Origin of the sequence: Pseudoxanthomonas sp. F37, from assembly GCF_022965755.1 — a bacterium.
Lineage (GTDB): Bacteria > Pseudomonadota > Gammaproteobacteria > Xanthomonadales > Xanthomonadaceae > Pseudoxanthomonas_A.
In genome coordinates this window covers 3,058,406-3,083,766 of the sequence record NZ_CP095187.1, presented here as the reverse complement: position 1 = coordinate 3,083,766, position 25,361 = coordinate 3,058,406, and the positions used below count along the sequence as shown (strand labels likewise).

The 25,361-nt window shown below is 70.9% G+C and carries 15 protein-coding genes and 1 tRNA gene; 11 read left to right on the top strand and 5 right to left on the bottom strand.

The annotated features are described in order from the left end of the window. Window positions 1-20: 20 nt before the first annotated feature. From queC to MUU77_RS14545, 6 genes are all read left to right on the top strand, one after another. Complete coding sequence (queC, locus tag MUU77_RS14570; protein ID WP_245088313.1) at window positions 21-686, top strand: 7-cyano-7-deazaguanine synthase QueC; 666 nt, start codon at window positions 21-23, stop codon at window positions 684-686. Between the two features lie 73 nt (window positions 687-759). Further along, window positions 760-835 (top strand) — tRNA-Lys (locus MUU77_RS14565). A gap of 64 nt (window positions 836-899) precedes the next feature. Next, window positions 900-2,012: a PLP-dependent cysteine synthase family protein gene (locus MUU77_RS14560; protein ID WP_245088311.1), complete on the top strand. Its 1,113-nt coding sequence runs from the start codon at window positions 900-902 to the stop codon at window positions 2,010-2,012. Window positions 2,013-2,035: 23 nt separating this feature from the next. After that, window positions 2,036-4,063 (top strand): M3 family metallopeptidase, encoded by a 2,028-nt coding sequence (locus tag MUU77_RS14555; protein WP_245088308.1) that lies wholly within the window; start codon window positions 2,036-2,038, stop codon window positions 4,061-4,063. 112 nt (window positions 4,064-4,175) lie between these two features. Next, window positions 4,176-6,356, top strand: a complete 2,181-nt coding sequence (locus MUU77_RS14550) for a glycoside hydrolase family 3 N-terminal domain-containing protein (protein ID WP_245088306.1) — start codon at window positions 4,176-4,178, stop codon at window positions 6,354-6,356. A 6-nt stretch (window positions 6,357-6,362) separates the two neighbouring features. Further along, window positions 6,363-7,535, top strand: coding sequence for an MFS transporter (locus MUU77_RS14545; RefSeq protein WP_245088304.1), 1,173 nt, complete (start codon window positions 6,363-6,365; stop codon window positions 7,533-7,535). A gap of 7 nt (window positions 7,536-7,542) precedes the next feature. Here the strand turns inward: MUU77_RS14545 and MUU77_RS14540 are convergent, their stop codons facing one another. The 3 genes from MUU77_RS14540 to MUU77_RS14530 all read right to left on the bottom strand — a co-directional run bounded on the left by MUU77_RS14540 (window position 7,543) and on the right by MUU77_RS14530 (window position 11,584). Continuing rightward, entirely contained in the window at window positions 7,543-7,995 is a 453-nt protein-coding gene (locus MUU77_RS14540; RefSeq protein ID WP_245088302.1) for a hypothetical protein, read from the bottom strand. Window positions 7,996-8,094: 99 nt separating this feature from the next. Beyond that, window positions 8,095-9,888, bottom strand: a complete 1,794-nt coding sequence (gene recQ / locus MUU77_RS14535) for a DNA helicase RecQ (RefSeq protein WP_245088300.1) — start codon at window positions 9,886-9,888, stop codon at window positions 8,095-8,097. Between the two features lie 1,141 nt (window positions 9,889-11,029). Then, complete coding sequence (locus tag MUU77_RS14530) at window positions 11,030-11,584, bottom strand: Dps family protein (RefSeq protein WP_245088298.1); 555 nt, start codon at window positions 11,582-11,584, stop codon at window positions 11,030-11,032. Between the two features lie 89 nt (window positions 11,585-11,673). Here MUU77_RS14530 and hrpA point away from each other — a divergent pair, with 89 nt between their 5' ends. Beyond that, complete coding sequence (hrpA, locus tag MUU77_RS14525) at window positions 11,674-15,777, top strand: ATP-dependent RNA helicase HrpA (RefSeq protein ID WP_245088296.1); 4,104 nt, start codon at window positions 11,674-11,676, stop codon at window positions 15,775-15,777. Window positions 15,778-15,784: 7 nt separating this feature from the next. Here the strand turns inward: hrpA and MUU77_RS14520 are convergent, their stop codons facing one another. Further along, window positions 15,785-16,333, bottom strand: a complete 549-nt coding sequence (locus MUU77_RS14520) for a hypothetical protein (RefSeq protein ID WP_245088294.1) — start codon at window positions 16,331-16,333, stop codon at window positions 15,785-15,787. A gap of 71 nt (window positions 16,334-16,404) precedes the next feature. On the opposite strand from MUU77_RS14520, the gene MUU77_RS14515 reads away from it, so the two are divergent. Then, the gene (locus tag MUU77_RS14515) at window positions 16,405-18,555 is read left to right on the top strand and encodes a bifunctional (p)ppGpp synthetase/guanosine-3',5'-bis(diphosphate) 3'-pyrophosphohydrolase (protein ID WP_245088292.1); all 2,151 of its coding nucleotides are present in this window, start codon (window positions 16,405-16,407) and stop codon (window positions 18,553-18,555) included. A 161-nt stretch (window positions 18,556-18,716) separates the two neighbouring features. After that, window positions 18,717-20,159 carry a hypothetical protein gene (locus MUU77_RS14510; protein ID WP_345779080.1) on the top strand — a complete coding sequence of 481 codons (1,443 nt, stop codon included), beginning with the start codon at window positions 18,717-18,719 and terminating at the stop codon, window positions 20,157-20,159. On the opposite strand, the gene MUU77_RS14505 is transcribed toward MUU77_RS14510, so the two are convergent. Beyond that, entirely contained in the window at window positions 20,156-22,252 is a 2,097-nt protein-coding gene (locus MUU77_RS14505; RefSeq protein ID WP_245088288.1) for a glycosyltransferase, read from the bottom strand. The two genes, MUU77_RS14510 and MUU77_RS14505, sit on opposite strands and share 4 nt — an antisense overlap. A gap of 95 nt (window positions 22,253-22,347) precedes the next feature. Between MUU77_RS14505 and mrcB the strand changes: the two genes are divergently transcribed. Both mrcB and MUU77_RS14495 read left to right on the top strand, forming a co-directional pair. After that, window positions 22,348-24,765 (top strand): penicillin-binding protein 1B, encoded by a 2,418-nt coding sequence (mrcB, locus tag MUU77_RS14500; protein ID WP_245088286.1) that lies wholly within the window; start codon window positions 22,348-22,350, stop codon window positions 24,763-24,765. 2 nt (window positions 24,766-24,767) lie between these two features. After that, the gene (locus MUU77_RS14495; protein ID WP_245088284.1) at window positions 24,768-25,349 is read left to right on the top strand and encodes a hypothetical protein; all 582 of its coding nucleotides are present in this window, start codon (window positions 24,768-24,770) and stop codon (window positions 25,347-25,349) included. Window positions 25,350-25,361 lie beyond the last annotated feature (12 nt).

The following is a 25,361-nucleotide window of genomic DNA, read 5'->3' as shown; positions in this document are numbered from 1 at the left end:
CACCCATCACGATTACCCGCATGAAAAACGCCGTCGTCCTACTTTCCGGTGGCATGGACTCCGCCGTCGTCGTCGCCATCGCCCGTGCGCAGGGCTTCGCCGTGCACGCGCTCAGCGTGCGCTACGGCCAGCGCCACACTTCCGAACTTGACGCGGCCGCGCGGGTGGCGCAGTCGCTGGGCGCCGTGGCGCACAAGACCGTGCACGTGGACCTGCGCAGCATCGGCGGCTCGGCGCTGACCGACGACATCGACGTGCCCGAGGCCGGCGGCCCCGGCATCCCGGTGACCTACGTGCCCGCGCGCAACACCATCATGCTGTCGGTCGCGCTGGGCTGGGCCGAGGTGCTGGGCGCCAGCGACATCTTCTGCGGCGTCAACGCGGTGGACTACTCGGGGTATCCGGATTGCCGGCCCGAGTTCATCGAGGCGTTCGAGAAGCTCGCCAACCTCGCCACCAAGGCGGGGGTGGAGGGGGCCGGCCTGCGCATCCACGCGCCGCTGCTGCGCCTGAGCAAGGCCGACATCGTGCGCGAAGGGGTGCGCCTGGGCGTCGATTTCGCGCAGACCGTGTCCTGCTACCAGGCCGACGACCAGGGCCGCGCCTGCGGGCACTGCGACGCCTGCCGCCTGCGTGCCGCCGGCTTCGCCGACGCGGGCGTGCCGGACCCCACGCACTACGCGTGAACCGGACGGTTTCGCCCCCTCGCGGACGATGCGCTAGAATGCGCATCCCGGTGCAAGGCCGGGATGCGTTCCCGGGCCGTTAGCTCAGTCGGTAGAGCAGAAGACTTTTAATCTTTTGGTCGAAGGTTCGAATCCTTCACGGCCCACCACGCACATCCCGCCGCCGCGCCATCACCGCGCCGCTTTCGCATCGGCGCACGCAAAGGGGGCGGCGTGACCACGGCAGCACGTGACTGGACGGCGCAGGCGATCCAGCGCATCGAAGCGGACTTCAACCGGTCCGCCGATACCCACCTCATCCCGCTGCCGCTGCCCGGCTTTCCCGGCATCGACGTCTACCTCAAGGACGAATCCAGCCATCCCACCGGCAGCCTGAAGCACCGCCTGGCGCGCTCGCTGTTCCTGTACGCGCTGTCGAACGGATGGCTGCGCGAGGGCGCGCCGGTGATCGAAGCCTCCAGCGGCTCCACCGCCGTGTCCGAAGCCTACTTCGCACGCCTGCTGGGTCTGCCGTTCATCGCCGTCATGCCGTCCTCGACCTCGCCGGACAAGATCGCGGCGATCCAGTTCCAGGGCGGCCGCTGCCACCTGGTCGAGGACCCGGGCGCGATCAATGCCGTGTCGCGGCAACTGGCCTGCGAGACGGGCGGCCATTTCCTGGACCAGTTCACCTACGCCGAACGCGCCACCGACTGGCGGGCGAACAACAACATCGCCGAATCCATCTTCAAGCAGATGGAAGCCGAGCCGCATCCCGTCCCGGCATGGATCGTGTGCAGCCCGGGCACCGGCGGCACCAGCGCCACCCTGGGGCGCTATGTCCGCTACCGCCGGCACCCCACGCGCGTGCTGTGCGCGGATCCGGAGCATTCGGTGTTCTTCGACCAGTACCGGGGTGCCTGCACCGGCTGCGAGGACACGGCGCTGACCTGCGCCCGCGGGTCCGGCATCGAGGGGATCGGGCGCCCGCATTGCGAGCCCAGTTTCATCCCCGCCTGCATCGACGCGATGGTGAAGGTCCCGGATGCGCTCAGCCTGGCCGCCATGCGCCACGTCGGCACCGTGCTGGGCCGGCGCGTCGGCGGCTCCACCGGTACCAACTTCGTCGGCGTGCTGGCCGCTGCCGAGCGCATGCGGGCCGCGGGCCGGTCCGGTTCCATCGTCAGCATCCTGTGCGACAGCGGTGAACGCTACGCGCACAGCTACTACAACCGGGACTGGTATCTGGAGCGCGGCATCCCCATCGTGGAAAGCGACGATGCCGTCGCGAGCGCCGTCGCCGGACGCGGCCTGCCGCCTTTGGCGCAGGCCGACTGGCCCCACTGAATCCCCTTGCACCAGGTGTCCCCATGACCAACCCCCTGCTCGATTTTTCGGGCCTGCCGCGTTTCGACGAGATCCGTGCCGAGCACATCGCGCCGGCCATCGACCACCTGCTGGCCGGGGCGGAAGCGGCGGTCGCCGCCGCGGAGTCGGTCTCGCCGGCGACCTGGGACACCTTCGTGGTGCCCCTTGACGACGCCACCGAACGCCTCGCCCGGGCCTGGAACCAGGTGACCCATCTGGAGGCCGTGGTGAACACGCCCGCCCTGCGCGGCGCCTACAACGCGCAGTTGCCGAAGGTGACGCGCTTCTGGAGCGCGCTGGGCCAGAACCTGGCGTTGTACCGCCAGTACCGCGCCCTGGCCGACGCGCCCGAGGCCGCGCATTACGACGACGCGCGGCGCAAGGTGCTGGAGAACGCATTGCGCGACTTCCGCCTGGGCGGCGCGGAGCTGCCGGATGCGCAGAAGGCGCGCTTCGCCGAGGTGAAGGAAGAACTCGCCGGCCTGTCGGCGAAGTTCTCCCAGAACGTGCTGGATGCCACCGACGAGTACGAATTCTGGATCAAGGACAAGCAGCACCTGGGTGGCCTGCCGGCCGACGTGGTGGCCGCCGCGCGCGCCGCCGCCAAGGCCGACGACGAGCCCGGCTGGAAGTTCACCCTGCAGATGCCGTGCTACCTGCCGGTGCAGGCCTACGCCGACGACCGCGCGCTGCGCGAGACGCTGTACCGGGCCAACGCGGTGCGCGCGTCGGAACTGGGCGGCAACGACGCGCTCGACAACTCCGCGCTGATCGACCGCATCCTGGCGCTGCGCATGGAGCTGGCCGGCATGCTCGGCTTCGAAAGCTACGCGGCCTATTCGCTGGCCACCAAGATGGCCGACACGCCCGACCAGGTGCTGCGCTTCCTGCGCGACCTGGCCGCGCGCGCGAAGCCGCATGCGCAGCGCGACCGCGCCGAACTGGAATCCTTCGCGCGCGAGCACCTGGGGCTGGACACCGTCGAAGCCTGGGACCTGGCCTATGCCAGCGAGAAGCTCAAGCAGGCGCGTTACAGCTTCTCGGCGCAGGAGGTGAAGCAGTACTTCACCGAGCCGGCGGTGCTGAAGGGCCTGTTCGGCGTGATCGGCGACCTGTACGGCCTGCGCGTGGAGCAGGACGCGGCGCCCACCTGGCATCCGGACGTGCGCTTCTACCGGCTGGTGAGCGGCGACGGCACGCTGGTCGGCCAGTTCTACCTGGACCTGTACGCGCGCGAGGGCAAGCGGGGCGGTGCGTGGATGGACGATTGCCGCAACCGGCGGGTGACGGTGCGGGGTACGCAGACACCCATCGTGTACCTGGTGTGCAATTTCGGCAAAGGCGTGGACGGCAGGCCCGCCACCCTCAGCCACAGCGACGTCACCACCCTGTTCCACGAGATGGGGCATGGCCTGCACCAGTTGCTGACGCAGGTCGGCGAGCTGGGCGTGGCCGGCATCAACGGGGTGGAATGGGATGCGGTGGAGCTGCCCAGCCAGTTCATGGAGAACTTCTGCTGGGAATGGGAGCGGGTGCAGGCGATGACGGCGCACGTGGATACGGGCGAACCGTTGCCGCGCGCGCTGTTCGACAGGATGGTCGCGGCGAAGAATTTCCAGAGCGGGATGGCGACGGTCCGGCAGATCGAATTCGGGCTGTTCGACATGCAGCTGCACAGCGGTTTCGATGCGGCCGACGACAGCGTGCTGGCGCTGCTGGAGCGGGTGCGCGCCGAAGTGGCGGTGAACGTGCCGCCGGACTGGAACCGCTTCCCGCACCAGTTCAGCCATATCTTCGCCGGTGGTTACGGGGCCGGCTACTACAGCTACAAATGGGCCGAGGTGCTCAGTGCCGACGCCTACGCGGCGTTCGAGGAGGCGCCGGGCGAGGTCGCGGCCACCGGGGCACGCTTCCGCCGGGAAATCCTGGCGCGGGGAGGCAGCCGCCCCGCGGGGGATAACTTCCGCGCTTTCCGCGGCCGGGAGCCGCGCATCGACGCCCTGCTGCGGCACTCGGGCATGGCGGGCTGAGGCGAGGGGCCAAGCAGGGCGCCGACGCCCTTCCGGTGGGGTTTGACCGTGACTGTAAACGTTTTCATAATGCCGTCTCCGTAACACCCGCGTTCCCGGGAGGATCGCTTACATGCCGCATCAGCGAAGGATCGAGAGCCTGATCGCCGACATGACGCTGGAGGAGAAGATCGGCCAGCTCGGCGCCTTTGCCGATGCCCTGCGGCCGTTCGCCTTCGAGGTCAACCCGGAGACCTTCGCCCGCGATGCCGAGCAGGTACGCGAGCAGATCCGCAGCGGCCGTGTCGGGGCGCTGTTCAACGGCGTGGGTGCGGCCGAAGGCCGCGAGGCGCAACGCATCGCGGTGGAGGAGAGCCGCCTGGGCATCCCGCTGCTGCTGGGTGCGGACGTGATCCACGGCATGCGCACGGTGTTCCCGATCCCGCTGGGCGAAGCGGCCAGTTTCGAACCCGACCTCGCCGAGCGCACCGCGCGCGCCACCGCGAAGGAGGCCACCGCGGCCGGCATCCACTGGACCTTCGCGCCGATGGTGGACATCGCGCGCGACCAGCGCTGGGGCCGTGTGGCCGAAACCTCCGGCGAGGACGTGTACCTGTCCTGCGAGTTCGCCGCCGCGCGCGTGCGCGGTTTCCAGGGCGGGGACCTGACCGCGCCCGATTCGCTGCTGACCACGCCCAAGCACTTCGCCGCCTATGGCGCCATTTCCGCCGGCCTGGACTACAACTTCGTGGACATGGCGCCGCAGACCCTGCGCGACGTGCACCTGCCGCCGTTCAAGGCCGCCCTGGACGCCGGCGCGCTGACCCTGATGAGCTCGTTCAACGACATCAACGGGGTGCCTGCTTCCGCCAACCGCGAACTGCTGACCGACATCCTGCGCGGCGAGTGGAAGTTCGAAGGCTTCGTCGTCTCCGATTACACGTCCGACCTCGAGCTGGTCGCCCACGGCTATGCGGCCGACGAGGCCGACGCGGCGCAGAAGGCGCTGTCGGCCGGCCTGGACATGAGCCTGCAGAGCGGCGTGTACGCCCACCATGTGGCCACGCTGGTGGAGCAGGGCAGGCTGTCGATGGACGAGGTCGACCAGGCGGTGCGCCGCGTGCTGCACGTGAAGGCGGCCGCCGGCCTGTTCGACGACCCCTACCGCTGCCTGGATCCCGCGCGCGAGGCGGACCGGTCGCACATCCCGGCCCACGACGCCCTGGCACGCGACTGCGCGCGCCGGTCCATCGTCCTGCTGAAGAACGAGGGCGACGTGCTGCCGTTGAAGAAGAGCGGCCAGCGCATCGCGCTGATCGGGCCGTTCGCGCAGGACACCGCCAACCTCGGCGGCTGCTGGAACATCTTCGGCGATGCTTCGCGCATGGTGGACCTGGAAACCGGCCTGCGCGCGGCGCTGGACGACCCGTCCGCGCTGGTCGTGGTGCCGGGCAGCGGCATGGAGGACGCGGTCGAGGGTGGCATCGAGGCCGCGGTGGCGGCGGCGCGCGCGGCCGACGTCGTGCTGCTGGCGCTGGGCGAGCCGCACGACTTCTCCGGCGAGGCGCAGTCGCGCACGCAGATCGTGATCCCCGCCGCACAGCAGGCATTGGCCGAGGCCGTCGCCGCGACCGGCACGCCCGTGGTCGTGGTGCTGCGCAACGGCCGCGCGCTGGCGCTGGAGGGCGCGGTCCGCCAGGCGCAGGCGCTGCTGGTCACCTGGTTCCTGGGCACGCAGACCGGCCCGGCCGTGGCCGATGTGGTGTTCGGCGACTACAACCCCTCGGCGCGGCTGCCGGTGAGCTTCCCGCAGGATGCCGGCCAGCAGCCGTACTTCTACAACCATCCCGCCACCGGCCGGCCCAATGTGCCGGGCACGCCGCGCTTCTTCCAGACGCGCTGGCGCGAAGTCGCGCATGCGGCGCTGTATCCGTTCGGCCATGGGCTTTCCTACACGCGTTTCGACTACGGCATGCCGCAGCTGGAGCGCACGCAGCTGGGCTGGGACGACACCCTGACGGTGCGCACGCGCATCACCAACAGCGGCGCACGCGATGGCGAGGAAGTCGTGCAGCTGTACGTGCGCGACCGCATCGCCAGCCGGGTGCGTCCGGTGCGCGAGCTGAAGCGGTTCCGCAAGATCGCGCTGGCTGCCGGGGAATCCCGGGATGTCGAGTTCACCCTGACGCGCGCGGACCTGGCCTTCCACGGCGTGGACAACCGGCTGGCGGCAGAACCCGGCCTGTTCGACCTGTGGGTCGCGCCTTCGGCCACGGCGGGCGAGGCGGTGGCGTTCGAACTGCTCGCGCCCTGATCCGGCATGCCGGCCCCTGAGGATGCGGCCCTGCACGGCCGCGCGGACGCGGACCGCCCCGGCGCGCGCGAGCGCATCGCCACCCGTATCGCCTTCTTCATGGCCGGCTTCGCGGTGTCGGCCTGGGCGCCGCTGATTCCGTTCGCCCGGCGCAAGCTGGCCCTCGACGATGCGCAACTCGGCCTGATGCTGCTCTGCCTGGGCATCGGTTCCGTGCTGATGATGCCGCTGGCCGGCGGACTGGCCGCGCGCTTCGGCTGCCGGCGCACGATCCTCGCCGCGGGCACGGTGATCTGCCTGTGCATGCCGGCACTGATGCTGGCACCCTCGATTCCGGTGCTGGCGGTGGCGTTGGCCGTGTTCGGCGCCAGCCTGGGCGTGCTGGACGTGGTGATGAACCTGCAGGCAGTCATCGTCGAACGCGCCAGCGGGCGCGCGATGATGTCCGGCTTCCATGGCATGTACAGCGTCGGCGGCATCGCCGGCGCCGGCGGCGTGGCGGGTGCGCTGGCCCTGGGTGCGTCGCCGCTGGTCGCGATCACCGGCACGGCGGCGCTGGCGGCACTGCTGCTGGCCACGGCGCGTGGCGGCCTGCTCGCGCAGGGCGGCGAGGGCGACCACCCGGCGTTCGCGCTGCCGCGCGGCCGTGTCCTGCTGGTGGGGGCGGTGTGTTTTGCGATGTTCCTGTCCGAAGGCGCGGTGCTGGACTGGAGTGCGGTCTTCCTGAGTACCGTACGCCATGCGGACCCCGCGACCGCGGGCCTGGGCTATGTGGCCTTCGCGGTGACGATGACGCTGGGCCGTCTGACCGGCGACCGTGTCGTGCAGGCGCTGGGCGCGTTCCGCGTGGTCGTCTGCGGCGCGCTGGTCGCCGCGTCGGGCTTCGCCCTGGTCGTCATGGCCGCCTCGCCGCTGGCCGGCCTGGCGGGCTTCGCCCTGGTCGGCGCGGGGGCGGCGAACGTGGTGCCGGTGATGTTCTCCGCGGCGGGACGGCAGCGCGACATGCCCACCCACCTGGCGGTGGCCGCCGTCACCACGATGGGGTATGCCGGCGTGTTGCTGGGGCCGGCGGCGCTGGGTTTAGTCGCCAGCCTCACCTCGCTGGCGGCGGCGCTGGGCCTGCTCGTCGTGCTGCTGGTGGCGGTGGCCTCGGTCGCGCGTCTGGCGACGCGCGACTGAACCGGGGTCAGGGTCGCGGCGCTGCGCGCATCATCGGCCCGCCGGGGTAGCCGCCATAGGGGCCGTAGGCGCCGCCGGGGCCGTCGTAACGGTCGATGTTGATGTTGAAATTGAGCGTACGCGGCTTGCCTTCGTCGTTGTACGTGGTCTTGCACAGGTTGAGGTTGGCCGCGTTGTAGGTGCTGCGGCCGTGGCCCTTGCTGTAGCCGATGCCGGTGGTGACGCTGCCGGACACGCCATCGCCGTCGTCGTCGCCGTACCAGGCGCAGGGATCGACCGGCGCATCGGTGCGCTGCCCCTTCTGCTGCGCCGGCTGGCGGTCGCCGTACCAGGTGCCGGGCGCGTCGTTGGCGTAGGCGCTGGCGTTGGGCAGGGCCAGATCCAGGGCCTCGGCATCGGACTGGGCCCAGGCGGGCGTCGCTGTCAGCAGGGTGAGCAGGGCGAACGACAACGTCTTCATGCAGGCTTCCTGGAAGCGGCGCGCCGGGCGGGCACCTGCAGGGCACGCTAACAGCCGGGAATTGAATGCCGGCTGATGCGGACGGCGACGCGGCCGAACTCAGCCGGCCGCGCCCAGGGCTTCCAGTACGCGCTCGCCGTAGCGCGCCAGCTTCGCGCCGCCGATGCCGCCCACGCGCGCCAGGTCGTCCAGCGTGGCGGGCTGCTGCTCGGCGATGGTGCGCAGCGTGCTGTCGTGGAAGATGACGTAGGCCGGGACGTTCTGTTCGCGCGCCAGCTGCGCGCGCAGGTCGCGCAGGGCCTGGAAGCGGGGCAGGTCGGCCGCCTCCACGGCCACGCCGCTGCGCGGGCTGCGCTCGCGTTCGCGCCGCTCGCGCTGTTCCTTGCGCAACTGCAGGCGTCGCTCGCCACGCAGCACGGCGCGGCTGCCCTCGGTCAGGCGCAGGCTGCCAAACTCGGCCTCCACTTCCAGCAGGCCGCAGGCCACCAGCTGCCGGAACACGCTGCGCCAGGTGGTGGCGTCCAGGTCCTTGCCGATGCCGTAGGTGGTCAGGTGGTGGTGACCGCACTGGCGGATGCGCTCGCTCTCGCTGCCGCGCAACACGTCGATCACGTGGTTCACGCCGAAGCGCTGGCCGCTGCGGTACACGCAGCTCAGGGCCTTCTGTGCGGCCTCGGTGGCATCCCAGGTTTCGGCGGGACTCAGGCAGTTGTCGCAGTTGCCGCAGTCGTGCGGATACACCTCGCCGAAACCGGCCAGCAGCACCTGCCTCCGGCACTGGGTGGATTCGCAGTAGCCGAGCAGCTGGTCCAGCTTGCGCCGTTCCAGGCGCTTGCGTTCTTCCCCCGCCTCCGACTGCTCGATCATCTGCTTCAGCAGCACCACATCGCCCAGCCCGTAGCACAGCCAGGCTTCGGCCGCCTCGCCATCGCGGCCGGCGCGGCCGGTTTCCTGGTAGTAGCCCTCCATCGACTTGGGCAGGTCCACGTGCGCCACGAAGCGCACGTCCGGCTTGTCGATGCCCATGCCGAAAGCGATCGTCGCCACCATGACGATGCCGTCCTCGCGCAGGAAACGCCGCTGGTGGTGGGCGCGCACCTCGGCATCCAGGCCGGCGTGGTAGGGCAGGGCATTGAAGCCCTGCTCGGCCAGGTAGTCGGCGAACTGCTCCACCCGCTTGCGCGAGAGGCAGTAGACGATGCCGGCCTCGCCCTTGTGCTTGCGCAGCATGTCGCGCAGCTGGTGGCGGGCGTTGTCCTTCTGCACCACGGTGTAGCGGATGTTGGGGCGGTCGAACGAGCTGACGAACTTCTGCGCGTCCACCAGGTTCAGCCGCTCGGCGATCTCGCGCTGGGTGGGCGGGTCGGCGGTGGCGGTCAGGGCGATGCGCGGCACGTCGGGCCAGCGCTCGTGCAGCAGGGCCAGTTCCAGGTACTCGCGGCGGAAATCATGGCCCCAGGCGGAGACGCAGTGGGCTTCGTCGATGGCGAACAGGGCGATGCGGCTGCGCTCCAGCAGCGACAGGAAGCGGCCGGTCAGCAGCCGCTCCGGCGCTACGTACAGCAGGTCCAGGTCGCCACGCAGCAGGGCCTGTTCGACCTGCTGGGCCTCATCCGCCGCGAGCGAGGAATTCAGGAACGCCGCGCGCACGCCCAGCTGGCGCAGGGCATCCACCTGGTCCTGCATCAGCGCGATCAGCGGGGAGACGACGATGCCGGTGCCCTCGCGCAGCAGCGCGGGCACCTGGTAGCACAGCGACTTGCCGGCGCCGGTCGGCATGAGGACCAGGGCATCGTGGCCGGCGGCGAGGTGTTCGACGATGGCCTGCTGATGGCCGCGGAAGGCGCTGTAACCGAAGACGCGCTGCAGTGTTTCGAGGGCGGGGGACGACATGGGCACAGGATACCGCGGCGGGGCCCGGCAGCCGACTTGGCTGGCGTGGGGAGCGGTGGGAAACGGGCGCGCCGCAGGGTAGGAATTCATCCAGGCTTGAGCGGGACGCGATCAAGCCCCTCTTCCTGCGGGAGAGGCGTTGGGGAGAGGTCCAACGAAGTCCGTGTGTTCGTCCTTCATGGCTGCCACCACATCCGCGATGGCGCCCGCTTTGGTGGCCTTGCGAGAGAGGTTTCTGTCTCGGACGCATGGCGCCGCTCGCCGCGGCGGGCGTCCCTTTACCAGCCATACGGCTGTTGAAAAGCACTTCTTTGCCCGTGCAAAGAAAGGAACCAAAGAAACACGCCCCAGGCGGCACGCCCTGCGCTTCGCTCCGGGTCCGCGAGCGGGCCGGGAACTACGTATGGCACATCCCTGTGCCATACGAAAACGCCGTCATCCATGACGGCGCCCTGCGGGTTTTACCCGGCCCACTCGCCGTGCCTAGATGGGGCCCCAAGGCAGGAGCAACAGCACATGCAGATCCCGGGCGCGGGCGCGTTTGCTTTTGCTCCTGGGGCCCCTTAGGTCCGGCAGTCCCGGCGGGTAAAACCCGCAGGGCGGCGCACAAGGATGTGCGCCGTTTTCGGCCGGGGCAGGATGCCCCGTCCGAAAATTCCCGTCGGGACTGCGCACCCGCCGCGCAGCGGCGGGCGGACCGCCGGGGGGTGTTTCTTTTGCTTACTTTTCTTTGCACAAGCAAAGAAAGTAGGGCCCCCGCGGCGAGCGGCGCCATGCCCGCACGCTCAAAGAACCATCCCGCGAGGCCCAAGACCGCACGGCGACAATGCGCATCCGGACACGCCGCATGCGGCGGGCGGACCGCCGGGGTGTGCTTTCTTTGCCTACTTTCTTTGCACAAGCAAAGAAAGAAGGCCCCCGCGGCCAGCGGCGCCATGCCCGCACGCTCAAAGAACCATCCCGCAAGGCCCAAGACCCCACAGCGACAATGCGCATCCGGACACGCCAAGGCCCCACTGAGCAACGGACTCCGTTGCCCCTACCCCAACCCCCCCCACGGGGAGAGGGGGCTTCAAAGGGCCCCGACAGCAAAACGCCCGGACCAGCCGGGCGTCTCGCGCTTCGCTCACTCAGGCCTCGCTTACTGCAGCAGCGAACGCAGCATCCACGCGTACTTCTCGTGCGTCTGCAGGCGCTGGGTCAGCAGGTCCTCGGTCGGCGCATCGTCGGCGTCGTCGGCGATGTCCAGCACCTTGCGCGCGGTGCGGCAGACCGCCTCGTTGCCCACCACCAGCTGGCGGACCATTTCGCGCCAGTCGGCACTGTCGGTCAGGCCCGGCTCTTCCGGGATCGAGGTCAGGTTGACGAATTCGCGGTACGAACCCGGCGCGTTGAAACCCAGCGCGCGGATGCGCTCGGCGATCTCGTCCAGCGCGGTCCACTGCTCGGTGTACTGCGTCTCGAACATCGTATGCAGCGAATTGAACATCGCGCCGGTGATGTTCCAGTGGAAGTTGTGGGTCTTCAGGTACAGCGTGTAGCTGTCGGCCAGGAACCGCGACAGGCCGTCGGCGATCTTCTTGCGCTCGCCGCTGCTGATCCCGATATCGATGTTCGGTGCCGACGGGGCCGAGGCGAGGGGGGCGCCGGCGGGCGCGGCCTTGGTCTTGGCGGGCTTGGTCTTCGGCTTGGCCATGCGGATTCTCCTGAGGGTGGGTTGAGGCGGCACAATAGGCACACTAGAACATGTGGCGTGAGAGAAAAGTTTCAACCGCTTGCCGAAGAATGAACATCCCCCGTGACCCCGCCCCCACCCGTCCCGACCGCGCCGCCCTCGAACAGGGCCGGCGCGCGCTCGACCGCGCGCTGAGCCGCGACCGCGGCCGCCTGCAGGGTCTGTGGTCGCGCTGGCAGGGCAAGCCGGCCGACGCCGGCGTGCGGCAGGCCTTCGAGCAGGCATTGAACGCGTCGATCGCCACCCGCGAGCGCCGCCTGTCGACGGTGCCGGCGGTGACGCTGGACGCGTCCCTGCCGATCGCCCGCGAAGGCGAGCGCATCATCGAGCTGATCCGCCAGCACCAGGTGGTGGTGATCGCCGGCGAGACCGGTTCGGGCAAGACCACCCAGCTGCCCAAGCTGTGCCTGGCCGCCGGGCGCGGCGTGGCCGGCATGATCGGCTGCACCCAGCCGCGCCGGATCGCCGCCCGCGCGGTGGCGCGGCGCGTGGCCGAGGAACTGAAGACCGAGCTGGGCCGTGGCGTGGGCTTCCAGGTGCGGTTCAACGACCAGGTGGGCGAGGACACCCACATCAAGTTCATGACCGATGGCATCCTGCTGGCGGAGATCGCCAGCGACCGCTGGCTGTCGGCCTACGACACGATCATCGTCGACGAAGCGCACGAGCGCAGCCTCAACATCGACTTCCTGCTGGGTTACCTGAAGCAGCTGCTGCGCAAGCGCCGCGACCTGAAGGTCATCGTCACCTCGGCCACCATCGATACCGGACGCTTCGCCCGGCATTTCGACGACGCGCCGGTGATCAGCGTGGAAGGCCGCACCTATCCGGTCGAGGTGCGCTACCGCGCGCTGGAAGGCGAGGGCGGACAGGAAGGCGACCGCACCGTCAACGACGCCATCGTCGGCGCGGTCGATGAGATCACCCGGCTGGATGCGCGCGGCGACGTGCTGGTCTTCCTGCCCGGCGAACGCGAGATCCGCGACGCGCACCAGGCGCTGGAGCGGCGCAAGTACCGCAACACCGAGGTGCTGCCGCTGTACGCGCGCCTGTCCAACCAGGACCAGGACCGCGTGTTCAATCCGGGACCGAACCGGCGCATCGTCCTGGCCACCAACGTGGCCGAGACCTCGCTGACCGTGCCGCGCATCCGCTACGTGGTCGATCCGGGCTTCGCCCGCGTCAAGCGCTACAGCCCGCGCAACAAGCTGGACCGCCTCCACATCGAACCGGTTTCGCAGGCCAGCGCCAACCAGCGCAAGGGCCGTTGCGGGCGCGTGGCCGAAGGCATCTGCTACCGCCTGTACGCCGAGGCCGATTTCCAGGCGCGACCGGAGTTCACCGACCCGGAAATCCGTCGCTCCAGCCTGGCCGGGGTGATCCTGCGCATGCTGCAGTTGGGCCTGGGCCGGATCGAGGACTTTCCGTTCCTGGAAGCGCCGGACGAGCGCGCCATCGCCGATGGCTGGCAGCAGTTGGCCGAGCTGGGCGCGATCGACGGCGAGCGCCGCCTGACCGCCATCGGCAGGCAGATGGCGCGGCTGCCGGTGGACGTGAAGCTGGCCCGTATGCTGGTGGCCGCGCAGGCCGCCGGCTGCCTGCGGCCGATGCTGGTGATCGCCTCCTTCCTGGGGATCCAGGACCCGCGCGAGCGGCCGGCGGACGCGCGCGGCGCGGCGGACACCGCGCACGCGCAGTTCGCCGATGGCCGCTCCGAGTTCGTCGGCGTCCTGCGCCTGTGGGATGCGTATCGGCAGGCCCACGAGGACCTCACCCAGTCCAGGCTGCGCGACTGGTGCGGGCGCCATTTCCTGGGCTTCCTGCGCATGCGCGAGTGGCGCGAGCTGCATCGCCAGCTGCGCCTGCTGTGCGAGGAACTGGGCTGGAAGGAAGAGGACGCCGACGCCTCGATGGCGCCGCTGCTGGACGGCAGTCGCGCGCCGCCGGTCGCGCGCGATGACGCAGCGGCCGCGAAGGCCACGCGTGGCCAGCTGCATCGTGCCGCCAGGCTGGCGCGTGAAGGCAGGACCGAAGCGGCGCCGGTGGCAGCGCGCGTGCAGCCCGAGCCGGCACCCGCCGGGGACGGCTACAGCGAGCGCGTGCGTGCCGGCGCGTACCAGACCCTGCACCGCGCGCTGATCGCCGGCCTGCCCACGCAGGTCGGCCATCGCACGGAGAAAGGCGATTTCCAGGCGCCGCGGCAACGCCGTTTCCTGCCATTCCCGGGCTCGCCGCTGTCCAAGCGGCCGCCGCCGTGGCTGCTGGTGGCCAACCTGCTGGATACCCAGAAGGTGTGGGGCATGACCCTGGCCGCGATCGAACCGGACTGGGTGATCGCCGAGCTGCCGCACCTGCTGCTGCGCAGGCACTTCGATCCGCACTGGTCGCGCGCGCAGGGGCAGGTGTTGGCCTCCGAGCAGATCAGCCTGTTCGGGCTGGTGCTGGCGCCGAAGAAGCCGGTGCACTACGGCCGTATCGCGCCGGGGGAAGCGCACGACATCTTCGTCCGGCAGGGCCTGGTCACGGGAGAGATCAACACGCGCGCCGGCTTCGTGGCCGACAATCTGAAGACGCTGGAGCAGGCCCGCGAGGAAGAAGCCAAGCTGCGCCGGGCCGGCCTGGTCGCCGATGAGGACTGGCAGGCGCGCTGGTATCTGGACCGCGTGCCGTCGGAGATCCATTCCGCGGCCGGCCTGGACGCGTGGTGGAAGGCGCTGCCGGCGGACAAGCGCCGCGCGCTGCACTGGTCGCTGACCGACCTGCTGCCCGGTGAAGGCAGCGAAGAAGACCGCTACCCGAAGTACTTCGCGCTCGGCGACGCGCGCCTGCCGCTGCACTACCGGTTCGAACCCGGCGCGGCCGACGATGGCGTGACGCTGGAGGTGCCGCTGCACCTGCTCAATGCGCTGGATCCGGCACGGCTGTCGTGGCTGGCGCCCGGCTTCGTGGCCGACAAGGCGGCCGGCCTGATCCGCAGCCTGCCCAAGGCGATGCGGCGCAACTACGTACCCGCGCCGGACTTCGGTCGCGCGTTCTTCGAGGCGTTCCCGAAGCCGACCGCCGATGATTTGCGGGGCGAACTGGCGCGTTTCCTGTCGCGGGCCACCGGCGTGGCGGTGGGTGCGATCGATTTCGATGAAACGGCGCTGGAGCCGCACCTGCGCATGAACCTGCGCCTGCGCGAGGACCCGCGCGGCGGTGACGAAGGGCGCGTGCTGGCCGAGTCGCGCGACCTGGACGCGCTGCGTGCCCGCTTCGGCGCGAAGGCCGGGCAGGCCTTCGCCGCACGCGCGGGCCGCGCGATGGCGGCGAGCGGCCTGAGGGACTTCCCGGCACAGGCCATCCCGCACGAAGTGCCGGGCGAAGCCGGCGTGCCGGCCTACCCGGCCCTGCGCGACGAGGGCGATACGGTGGCATTGCAGGTATTCGCCGACCGTGCCGAGGCCGAGGCGTCCCATCCGCACGGCGTGCGCCGCCTGCTCCGGATCGCCCTGGCCGACAAGGTGAAGCAGGCCCGCAAGCAGCTACCCGTGTCGCCCAAGACCGGCCTGCTGTACGCGGCCATCGAATCGCAGGAACGCCTGCGCGGCGACATCGTCGATGCGGCGATGAACGCCGTGCTGGCGGACGTACTGGACACGATCCGCGACCGCGCCGCGTTCGAACAGCGGCGCGAGGAGGCCGGCAGGCGCCTGTTCGGCGAAGCGATGGAAAGGCTGAAGCTGGCCGAGGCCATCCTGTCCGCCGTCGCCGACCTCAAGCCGCAGCTGGAATCGCCGCTGATGGGCTGGGCGCGCGGCAACCTGGACGACCTGCGCGCGCAGCTGGCGGCGCTGGTGCATCCCGGCTTCCTGCGCGATACGCCGGCGGATGCGCTGGCGCAGTTGCCGCGCTACGTGAAGGCGATGCGCCTGCGCGCCGAGCGCGCCGTGCGCGACCCCGCCCGCGACCAGGCCCGCATGCTGGACATCAAGCCCTTCGCCGACGCGCTGGCGCAGGCGGTGGAGGATGGCGTGGCGGAATCGCCCGGCTGGCAGGCCCTGCGCTGGGACCTGGAGGAACTGCGCGTGTCGATGTTCGCCCAGGAGCTGGGCGCGCGCGCCGGCGTGTCGCCGAAAAAGCTCGCGCAGCGCCTGCAGGCGCTGCGCGGCTGAGCGGGCGTCACTTGATGCGGCGCACCTTGGCCGGCGTGTTGTAGCCGTCGATGCGGAAGAACCAGTTGTTGAACAGGCCGGGCTTGATGGTCACGGCGGGGTTGGTCTTGCGTACGCCGCTCAGGCTGGCCGCTTCGATCTGTTCCCATACCTGCCCGTTGGCCAGCGTGTAGCGGTTGCCTTTCGCGAACCCCCTGAACTCGCCGGCCAGCGTGCTCTTGATGGGTTCGTCCGAGCCGAAATCGAAGAAGCCGCGGTTCTCCCGCTCCACCTGCTGGCGCGTATCGGCCTGCGCCTGGGCGACCGCGGTCTGGGTCTCCTGGCGGACCTGTTCCACCGCGCGCGCGGTCTCGGCGCCGACCTTGCGGGTCAGCCATGCGCTGAGTGCCGACAGCTCGGCATCGGACAGCTTGTCCAGGCCGGCGGCCCTGAATTCCTCCGCCGTCATCGAGGCGCGCAGGTCGGCGAACCGCGCGTCGGTCGACGCGTCCTGGGCCAATGCGGCCAGCGGGGCGGTCAGCAACACGAGGGATAGAAACAAGCGGCTCATCTTCATGGTTGTTCCTGCGGTCGACTGGCCGGTAGTGTAGTCATTCCGGCGGCGCTTGGCCGCGGTCCCTTTCCGCCATGGTGCCCCCCGTTCACGACATCGCCACGCTGCTGCAACGGCCCGCGCTGCAAGCGCTGCCGGAGCCGCTGCGGCATTCGCTCGCCGCCGCGTCAATGCAGGACGGCGCCGATGCCGGCATGCCCGATCCGGTGGGCGTGGCCGCGGACACGCTGGATACGCTGGCGGTCCTGTCCGCCGATGGCGACGTGATGCTGGCCGCGCTGCTGTACGCGGTGCCTGCCCTGCAGTCCGCGGTGCGGGGCGGCAAGGACACGTCCGCCGCGCTGGCCGACCTGCGCGAGGGCCAGGCGGCGGCGGCCCAGGTGTGGGCCCTGCACGCCGAGCAGGAACGCAGCGTCAACACCGAAGGCCTGCGCCGGTTGCTGCTGGCGATCGTGCGCGACCTGCGGGTGGTGACGATCCTGCTGGCCCGCCAGCTGGCGCGCATGCGCGCGGCCGGCGCGCTGCCCGAGGCCGAACGCCAGGCGCTGGCGCGGCTCACCCGCGACATCCACGCGCCGCTGGCGAACCGGCTGGGCATCTGGCAGCTGAAGTGGGAACTGGAGGACCTGGCGTTCCGCTACCTCCAGCCCCAGGTCTACAAGCAGATCGCCACCCAGCTGGACGAGAAGCGCACCGGGCGCGAGCGCTACATCGCCGCGGTGATCGCCAGCCTGCAGAAGGCCCTGGCCGAGCACGGCATCCGCGCCGAGATCAGCGGCCGGCCGAAGCACATCTACAGCATCTGGCGGAAGATGCAGCGCAAGCAGGTCGGGTTCGACGAACTCTACGACCTGCGCGCGGTGCGCATCGCGGTGGACGACGTGGCGGCGTGCTATGCGGCGCTGGGCGTGGTGCATGCGCTGTGGGTGCCCATTCCCAGCGAGTTCGACGACTACATCGCCCGGCCCAAGGCCAACGACTACCGCTCGCTGCACACCGCGGTGGTCGGCCCCGAGGGAAGGACGCTGGAAGTGCAGATCCGCACGCACGAGATGCATGCGCAGGCCGAACTGGGCGTGGCCGCGCACTGGAAGTACAAGGAAGGCAAGGGCGGCGGCGACGCGTTCGACCGCAAGATCGCCTGGATGCGCCGCCTGCTGGACGGCAGCGGCGAGGCGGCGGGCGAGGGCACGCTGGCCGGCGACCTGGACGCGGAGCTGGTGGAGGACCGCGTGTACGCGCTGACGCCCAAAGGCGAAGTGGTGGACCTGCCGCGCGGCGGCACGGTACTCGATTTCGCCTACCACGTGCACACCATGGTCGGGCACCGGACGCGCGGGGCGAAGGTCAACGGGCGCATCGTGCCGCTCAACCACGTGCTGCGCAGCGGCGATCGCGTCGAGATCCTGACCTCGAAGGAGCCCGAGCCCCGCCGCGACTGGCTGCTGCCGGCCAACGCTTTCCTCGCCAGTGGGCGCTCGCGCGACAAGGTGCGGGCGTGGTTCCACAAGCTGGACCGCGTGCGCAACCTGCAGGCCGGGCGCGAACTGCTGGAGAAGGAGCTCAAGCGGCTCGGCCTGCACCAGGCCGACCTGGCCGGCGTGGCGAAGAAGTTCCATGCCGACAGCATCGACGATCTCTACATCCAGGTGGCGCTGGGCGATGTCGGGCCGCACCAGGTCGGGCGCGCCCTGCACGAAGAGCAGCGGGCGGCCGCCGAACCCGAAGCCTCCGCGCTGCCCGTGCGGCGTCCGCCACGCAGGGTCGCCGCACCGGGCAAGTCGAAGTTCACCGTGCAGGGCGTGGGCAACCTGCTGGTTCAGCTGGCGCGCTGTTGCCAGCCGGTGCCCGGCGAGCCGATCGCGGGCTATCTGACGCGCGTGCGCGGCGTCACCGTGCACCGCGCCGACTGCGCCTCGTTCGCGCGGCTGGCCGCCGCCAGCCCGCAGCGCGTACTGCCGGTGGAGTGGGGCCAGGCCGGCGGCGGCTACGAGGTCGACGTGCAGGTCACGGCGCTGGACCGCAAATGGCTGCTGAAGGACATCACCACGCTGATCGCCCAGGAAGAAGCCAACGTGCTGGACATCAACAGCCAGGGCAACCGCGCCAGCGGTCGCGTGCATCTGCGCCTGCGCCTGAAGGTGGCCGATTTCGGCCAGCTCTCGACCCTGTTGGGCAAGCTGGATGCGCTGCCGGGCGTGGAAGACGCACGACGTTCAGGCTGAGCCGTTATCCTGCAGGCGTGACCCGCGAAGAGCGCCCCGACACAGGCCGCGATCGCCGCATCGAACCGCGCATCGACTGGACGCGCGCCATCGCGGCGGCGCGCACGCATCGCGCGCCTCCGGTGCCTGCCTGGCGGGACCGGCGGCATTGGCGCTGGGCCCTGCTCATCGCGCTGCTGCTGCTCGTGCTGCTGGTGGTGCTGCGCCGCCCGCTGGCGGATGCGTTGTGGCCCGAAACCCGGATACAGGCCCTGCTCGACCAGGCGGACAGCGCACTGGCCGGCGGGCATCTCGATGCCGCCGACGGCAGCGGTGCGCGCCAACTGTACGAAGCGGCCCAGGCGCTGGATACGGACCGCGGCGAAGCGGCCATGGGCCTGCGGCGCGTGGGCCAGCAGGCCCTGCGCCAGGCAGCCGGCGCGCTGGCGCAGGACCGGTTCGCCGAAGCGCGCGAACGCCTTGCGCTGGCGCGCGAGCTGCAGGTGCCGCGTGCCCAGGCCGATGCGCTGGACGCCCGCCTGCGCGCGCGCGAGGCCGAGCATGCCGGGCTGGACAGCGTGATGCAGGCGGCGGTGAGGGCGCACGCGGCCGGGCGCCTGGTCGGCGATCCGGCGGCCGCGCTGCCGTTGTACCAGCGCGTGTTGGCCCTGCAGCCGGCCCGGCTGGAAGCGCTGGAAGGGCGTGAGGATGCGTTGTCGGACCTGCTGCAGGAGGCAGGCCGCCATCTGCAGCGCAACCAACTGGAACCGGCGGCGTCGCTGATCGCCCAGGCACGGGTCTTCGACCCCGGGCACGTGGACCTGCCGCAGGCGCAGGCTGCGCTCGCCACTGCGCTGGAGACGCGTCGCCGCGCGGCGGCGCGCGATCTGGGGCGCGGTCGCCTGGCGGCGGCGCGGGCGGCATACGATGAGGTGCTGGCGGCCGCGCCCGGCGACGCGGCCGCTCGCCAGGGTCTGGAGCAGGTGGGCGTGGCCTACGCAGTGCGGGCCGAGCGGCATGCCGCGGATTTCCGCTTCGAGCAGGCGCGGCGCGCGCTGGTGGAGGCACGCGAGCTTGCGCCGCAGTCCGCACGCATCGCCCAAGCGGAGCAGGCCGTGGTCCGTGCGGAGCAGGCGCGTGACCGTCCCGGTGCGGCCATGCCGCCCGGCGAGCGCGCGCGCCGCGTGCAGACCTTGCTCGCGGACATGGCAAGCGCCGAAGCCCAGGGCCAGTGGCTCACGCCGCCCGGCGAAAGCGCCTACGACAAGCTGCGCGCCGCCCAGGCGCTGGCACCGGACGCGCCGGAGGTGAAGCGTGCGGCATCGCGGTTGCTGCCGGCCGTGCGCGAATGCTATGAGGCGGAACTGCGCGCGAACCGCATCCGCCGCGCCCAGGCCTGTCTGCAGGCCTGGCAGACGCTGCAGCCGCGCCAGGCCGGCCTTGCCGATGCGCGCCGAAGGTTGGCGGAGAAGTGGATCGCGGTGGGCAGCGAGCGCCTGGGCGCCGGCGACGTGGCGTTTGCGGCGCAGGCGCTGGAAGAGGCGCGCCGTCTGGATGCGGCAGTGTCCGGTCTGGACGACTTCCAGGCGCGCGTGCGGCTCGCGCAGGCACCGCAGGCGCGCTAGAAGAAGATCCGCCGGACCGTGTCGCGTGCGGCATCCATGGAAAAGTGCCTGCGGATGTTCTCGCGACCGTGCGTGGACAGGCGGTTCCAGAGCGAGGCGTCTTCGTACAGGCGCACCACCGCATCGGCGAAGGCCTCGGCGCCTTCCGCGACCAGTACGTCGTGGCCGTCCGCCAGGTGCATGCCCTCCACTGCGCACGGCGTCGCCACCACGGGCTGGCCATGCGCCATGCTCAGGTTCACCTTGCCTTTGACGCCGGCGCCGAAGCGCAGCGGCGCGACCGCCACGCGCGCCCCCTCCATGTAAGGCGCGAGGTCCGGCACGTGGCCATGCACCGTGATGCCGGGAATGTCCTGCAGCGCACGGACCTGCGCGGGAGGCTCGGCGCCGATGCAGTGGAGGCGCACCTCGGGCAGCCGCGCCCGGATGCGGGGAAAGATCTCGCGGCCGAACCAGAGCATGGCATCGGCATTCGGCGGATGGCGGAAGCCGCCCACGAACACCAGGTCCCGGCGTTGCGCGAAAGCTGCGCCGTTGCCGGCGAGTTCGTGCAGGTTGGACAGTACCTCCACGCGGGCGGTCGCCGGCAGCAGCGCGGCCAGCATGTCGCGTTCGACCGGGCTGACGACCAGCGTCGTGTCCGCCCGGCGCATCAGCGCGAGTTCGCGGTCGCGCGTCTTCCCGGCGCTGCGGCGGAGGGCGTCGTCGCCGGCGAGGTCCGCGCCGCGCTGTTCACGGAGGAAATGCAGGTCGACGGTGTCGAACACGACGCGCGCCTGCGGCGCGAAACGGCGCACCAGCGGAATCAGCTCGGCGGCCACGTAATGGCGCGACAGCAGCACCACGTCGAAGCGTGCACCGTGCGCACGCATCCACGAGGCGATGCTGCCGGCGAACGGGGCATGCCAGCTTTCGACGCCAAGCTGCCGCAGGGCCGCCGTGTCCTCCCCTGCATCGCGCAGGTCCGCCGGCAGGAACACCACATGCGCGCCTTCCGCGACCAGCAGGCGCATCAGGTTGGCCATGCGCAATGACGCCGAATCGTGCCGGGGGCGTGGCGTCTCGGTATCGACGACCAGCACCTGCCGTCGGCCGCGCGCCAGCGTCGAGGGCGAGGGCAGGGTGCCCGCTGCCGGTTGCCCGATGAGCGCCCGGGCCCACTTCCGCGCGAACAGGGCGCGGTTGCGCACCTGGTAGGCCTTGATTCCGCTGCCGGTGTCCGTGCCGGCCGTGATGCCTTCCAGGTGCACCACACGCGCCGCCGGCTGGTAGAGCACGCGAAGGCCGCGCGCGCGGACGGCGAAGGCCAGGTCGGTGTCTTCGTAGTAGGCCGGCGCATAGCGCGTGTCGAAGCCGCCGATATCGCGGAAGAGCGCGGTGGGCACGATGATTGCGGCACCCGAGCAGTAGTCGGCATCGCGCACGCTGGCGTAGCGCGGATCGTCGGGCGATTCGAAGCGTCCGTAGTTCCAGGCCGAGCCGTCGTCGAACACCACGCCGCCGGCTTCCTGCAGGCGGCCGTCCGGGTAGACCAGCTGAGCGCCCACAAGACCCGCCTCGGGCCACGCGCCGAACGTGTCCAGCAGCGCGTCGAGCCAGCCCGGCTGCGGGAACGTGTCGTTGTTGAGGAAGACCAGGTAATCGCCGCGCGCCAGCGCGGCCCCGTCGTTGCATGCGGCGATGAACCCTCCGTTGCCGGCGCGCACGTGGTAACGCAGTCCGGCGATGGATGTCATCCAGGCGTGCGTCTGGTCGCTGGATCCGTCGTCCACGACGATGATCTCGCAGGCGACCGACGGTGGATGTCCGGCCAGCGCGCGCAGGCAGCCCAGGGTATGCGCGGCCTGGTTGTAGACGGGGACGACGATGCTGACGCGGGGGGCGTCGCTGGCGGGCACCGCGAACGGGGCGAAGGGCGCCTCGGCCGGCCGGTACAGCGACGCGGGCGGCAACCGGGGGTGCCGCGTGAACTGCCGGCGCACCCGCGCCCAGGTCGCCGCCAGGCCGCGCGTGCGCAGACTGGTCAGGCCTCGACGGACCAGGCCGCGCGTGCGTTCCAGCATGAAGCGCACGTCGGCCCACGTCATCGACATTCCGTTGCAACTCCAGCTGAGCGAAAGGGGAGCGGGCCCGGCGCACCTTCGGCGGCTGCGCTAGACTCGCCCGAATTCCCATTGTCGCATCCCCTGTGGCCCGCAACGACTACGACGACGAAGCGCTGGACGAAGACGACATCGACGACGGCGACGGGCGACCGGCCTGGCGGCAACGCCTGTTCGGTTGGGCACTGGCGGCGGTGGGCCTGGGCCTGGGGTTCCTGATCCCCTACACGCTGTACCTGAACCACCAGGTCACCGAGCGTTTCGGCGAACTGCGCTGGCAGATCCCCACCCGCGTGTACGCGCGTCCCCTCCAGCTGGCGCCCGGGCTGGCGATGGATGCGCAGACGCTGAAGACCGAGCTCGACGCCGCCGCCTACCGCGACGACGGCGCCGGCCAGGCCCCGGGCACCTACGCGCGCGAAGGCGGCCGCTTCACCATCTCCAGCCGCGGCTACATCGACGTGGACGGCCGCGTGGCGCCGCGTCGCATCCAGGTGACGCTGTCCGGCGGACGCGTGGCGGGCGTGCGCGATGTCGCCCGCAAGCAGGCGTTGAAGGCCGCGCGGCTGGACCCGGCGCGCATCGCCACGCTGTATGGGCAGAAGCAGGAAGAGCGCCGCCTGGTGCGCCTGGAAGAAGTGCCGGAGCTGCTGGTCACCGGCCTGCAGGCGGTGGAGGACCGCGACTTCAAGGACCACCATGGCGTGGACCTGTCCGGCATGGTGCGTGCGGCATGGCTGCTGGTGAAATCCGGCGGCGACACCCGCCAGGGCGCCAGTACGCTGACCCAGCAGCTGGCGCGCAGCGGCCTGCTCGGCATCGGCAAGGAGCAGACGCCGACCCGCAAGTTCAACGAGATCCTGTTCGCGCTGATCCTGGAGGCGCGCTACGACAAGCGCACCATCCTGGAGGCGTACTTCAACCAGGTGTACCTGGGCCAGCGCGGCAGCCAGGCCATCCACGGCGTGGCGGCGGGGTCCGAGTTCTGGTTCGGCCGCGACCTGGACAGCCTGACCACCGAACAGGTCGCCCTGCTGATCGGCATGGTCAAGGGGCCGTCGTATTACGACCCTCGCCGCAATCCGCAACGGGCGAAGGAGCGCCGCGACTATGCACTGCTCAAGCTGCACGAAACCGGCCTGATCGACGACGCGGAGTACAAGCGCGCGCTGGCGGCCCCGCTGGGAGTGACCAAGACGCCGGGCATGGCCGCGGCCAACCGCTTCCCGGCCTACGTCGACCTGGTGCGCCGCCAGTTGGCGCGGGACTACCCCGAGAGCGCGCTGCAGGGTGCCGGGCTGACGGTGCTGACCGGCATGTCGCCCTCGGCGCAGGCCTATGCCGAAGCGTCGGTCACGCGCACCATCAAGGCGCTGGAGAACAAGCGCCGGCCGCCGCTGCAGGCCGGCATGGTGGTGACCGACGTGCACGACGGCGACGTGCTGGCCGTGGTCGGCAGCCGCAACGTGTCGGAAGTGGGTTTCAACCGCGCGGTGGAAGCGCAGCGGCCGGTGGGTTCGCTGCTCAAGCCGTTCGTCTACCTGCTGGCGCTGGCGCAGCCCGACCAGTACTCGCTGGCCTCGTGGGTCGACGATTCGCCGGTGACCGTGCAGCTGGGCAAGAACAAGCGCTGGACGCCGGCCAACGCCGACCGCCGCAGCCACGGCACCGTCCGCCTGGTCGACGCGCTGGCGCGGTCGTACAACCAGGCCACGGTGCGGGTGGGCATGAAGGTCGAACCCGACCGGCTGGCGCAGCTGATCCGCGTGCTGGCCGGCATCCAGGCCGAATCCAACCCCGCGCTGATCCTGGGGGCCACCGACCAGAGCCCGTACGCGATGGCGCAGCTGTACCAGTTCCTCGCCTCCGGCGGCGAAATCCAGCCGTTGCACGCCGTACGCGGCGTGCTCGACCCCGATGGCAGGCTGCTCAAGCGCTACGACAAGACGCCGGCACCGGCGCAGGAGGGCGATTCGATCGCCGCCAACCTGATCACGGTCGCCCTGCAGCAGGTGGTGTCCAGCGGCACCGGCCGCCAGCTGATCGGCGATGGTCTGGGGCGCCTGCAGTCGGCCGGCAAGACCGGCACCAGCAACGACGGGCGCGACAGCTGGTACGCGGGCTATACCGGCGACCATCTGGCCGTGGTGTGGATGGGCAACGACCAGAACGAGCAGACCGGACTGTACGGCGGTACCGGCGCCATGCGCGTGTGGTCGGGCCTGTTCGCGCGCCTGCCCAGCGCGCCGTTGAAGGTCTCCGGCAAGGGCCTGGACTGGCAGTGGGTGGTGGGTTCCAACAGCACCGATGCCGGCTGCCCCGGTGCGCGCCAGCTGCCCTTCGTTTCCGGCCATGCGCCGGCCTACGCGGCCTGCGTGGTCGAGCAGCCGCTGATCGAGGGCGAGGAAGCCGACAGCGGCGGCGGCTGGCGCAGCTGGTTCGGCCTGGACCGCAAGGAAGAACCCGCACCGCCCCCCGAAGAGACTCCGCCGCCACGCCCCTGATCATGAAGTTCCCCTTTCCCCTGTTCCTGCTGGCGCTGGCCGGCTGCGCGTCCTCGCCGACGCCCGAAGCCCCCGCCCCCCGCGATCCCATGACCCCCGGCCAGCGCGTGGCGGCCATCCATGCCGCCGCGGGCGACGACGACCGCGAACTGGCCGTGCAACCGCTGCGCGACCCACAGGTGGAGGACCTGCGCGAGCGCGCGCAGCAGGCGCGCGCCGCCGGCGATGCCGCCGCCGCCGGGGACGCGTTGAACCAGGCGCTGCTGCTGGTTCCCGAGGATCCGGCCGTGCTGCAGGAGCGCGCCGAAGTGGCCCTCCTGCAGGGCGATTACGCACGCGCCGAGACGCTGGCCCAGCGTGCCTTCCAGCTGGGCTCGCAGGTGGGACCGCTGTGCCGGATGCACTGGGAGACGGTGCGCCAGGTGCGCCAGCACGAGCTCGCCGTGCTGGCGCCGCTGCCCGCGCGCCACACGCCGGAAGACGCCGCCCGGCACGCCGCGCGCGCGGCCACGATGCAGGCCGCCATCGCCGAGGCGGAAAGCCGCCGCGATGCCTGCACCGTGCCGGTGATCGAGCGCATGTGAGGCGCATGCCGC

Coding starts and splice junctions, on each gene's coding strand:
- MUU77_RS14550 (WP_245088306.1), top strand. CDS start 4,176: ATGCCGCATCAGCGAAGGATCGAGAGCCTGATCGCCGACATGACGCTG.
- MUU77_RS14495 (WP_245088284.1), top strand. CDS start 24,768: ATGAAGTTCCCCTTTCCCCTGTTCCTGCTGGCGCTGGCCGGCTGCGCG.
- MUU77_RS14545 (WP_245088304.1), top strand. CDS start 6,363: ATGCCGGCCCCTGAGGATGCGGCCCTGCACGGCCGCGCGGACGCGGAC.
- recQ (WP_245088300.1), bottom strand. CDS start 9,888: ATGTCGTCCCCCGCCCTCGAAACACTGCAGCGCGTCTTCGGTTACAGC.
- MUU77_RS14540 (WP_245088302.1), bottom strand. CDS start 7,995: ATGAAGACGTTGTCGTTCGCCCTGCTCACCCTGCTGACAGCGACGCCC.
- queC (WP_245088313.1), top strand. CDS start 21: ATGAAAAACGCCGTCGTCCTACTTTCCGGTGGCATGGACTCCGCCGTC.
- MUU77_RS14555 (WP_245088308.1), top strand. CDS start 2,036: ATGACCAACCCCCTGCTCGATTTTTCGGGCCTGCCGCGTTTCGACGAG.
- MUU77_RS14505 (WP_245088288.1), bottom strand. CDS start 22,252: ATGTCGATGACGTGGGCCGACGTGCGCTTCATGCTGGAACGCACGCGC.
- MUU77_RS14530 (WP_245088298.1), bottom strand. CDS start 11,584: ATGGCCAAGCCGAAGACCAAGCCCGCCAAGACCAAGGCCGCGCCCGCC.
- MUU77_RS14515 (WP_245088292.1), top strand. CDS start 16,405: ATGGTGCCCCCCGTTCACGACATCGCCACGCTGCTGCAACGGCCCGCG.
- MUU77_RS14520 (WP_245088294.1), bottom strand. CDS start 16,333: ATGAAGATGAGCCGCTTGTTTCTATCCCTCGTGTTGCTGACCGCCCCG.
- hrpA (WP_245088296.1), top strand. CDS start 11,674: ATGAACATCCCCCGTGACCCCGCCCCCACCCGTCCCGACCGCGCCGCC.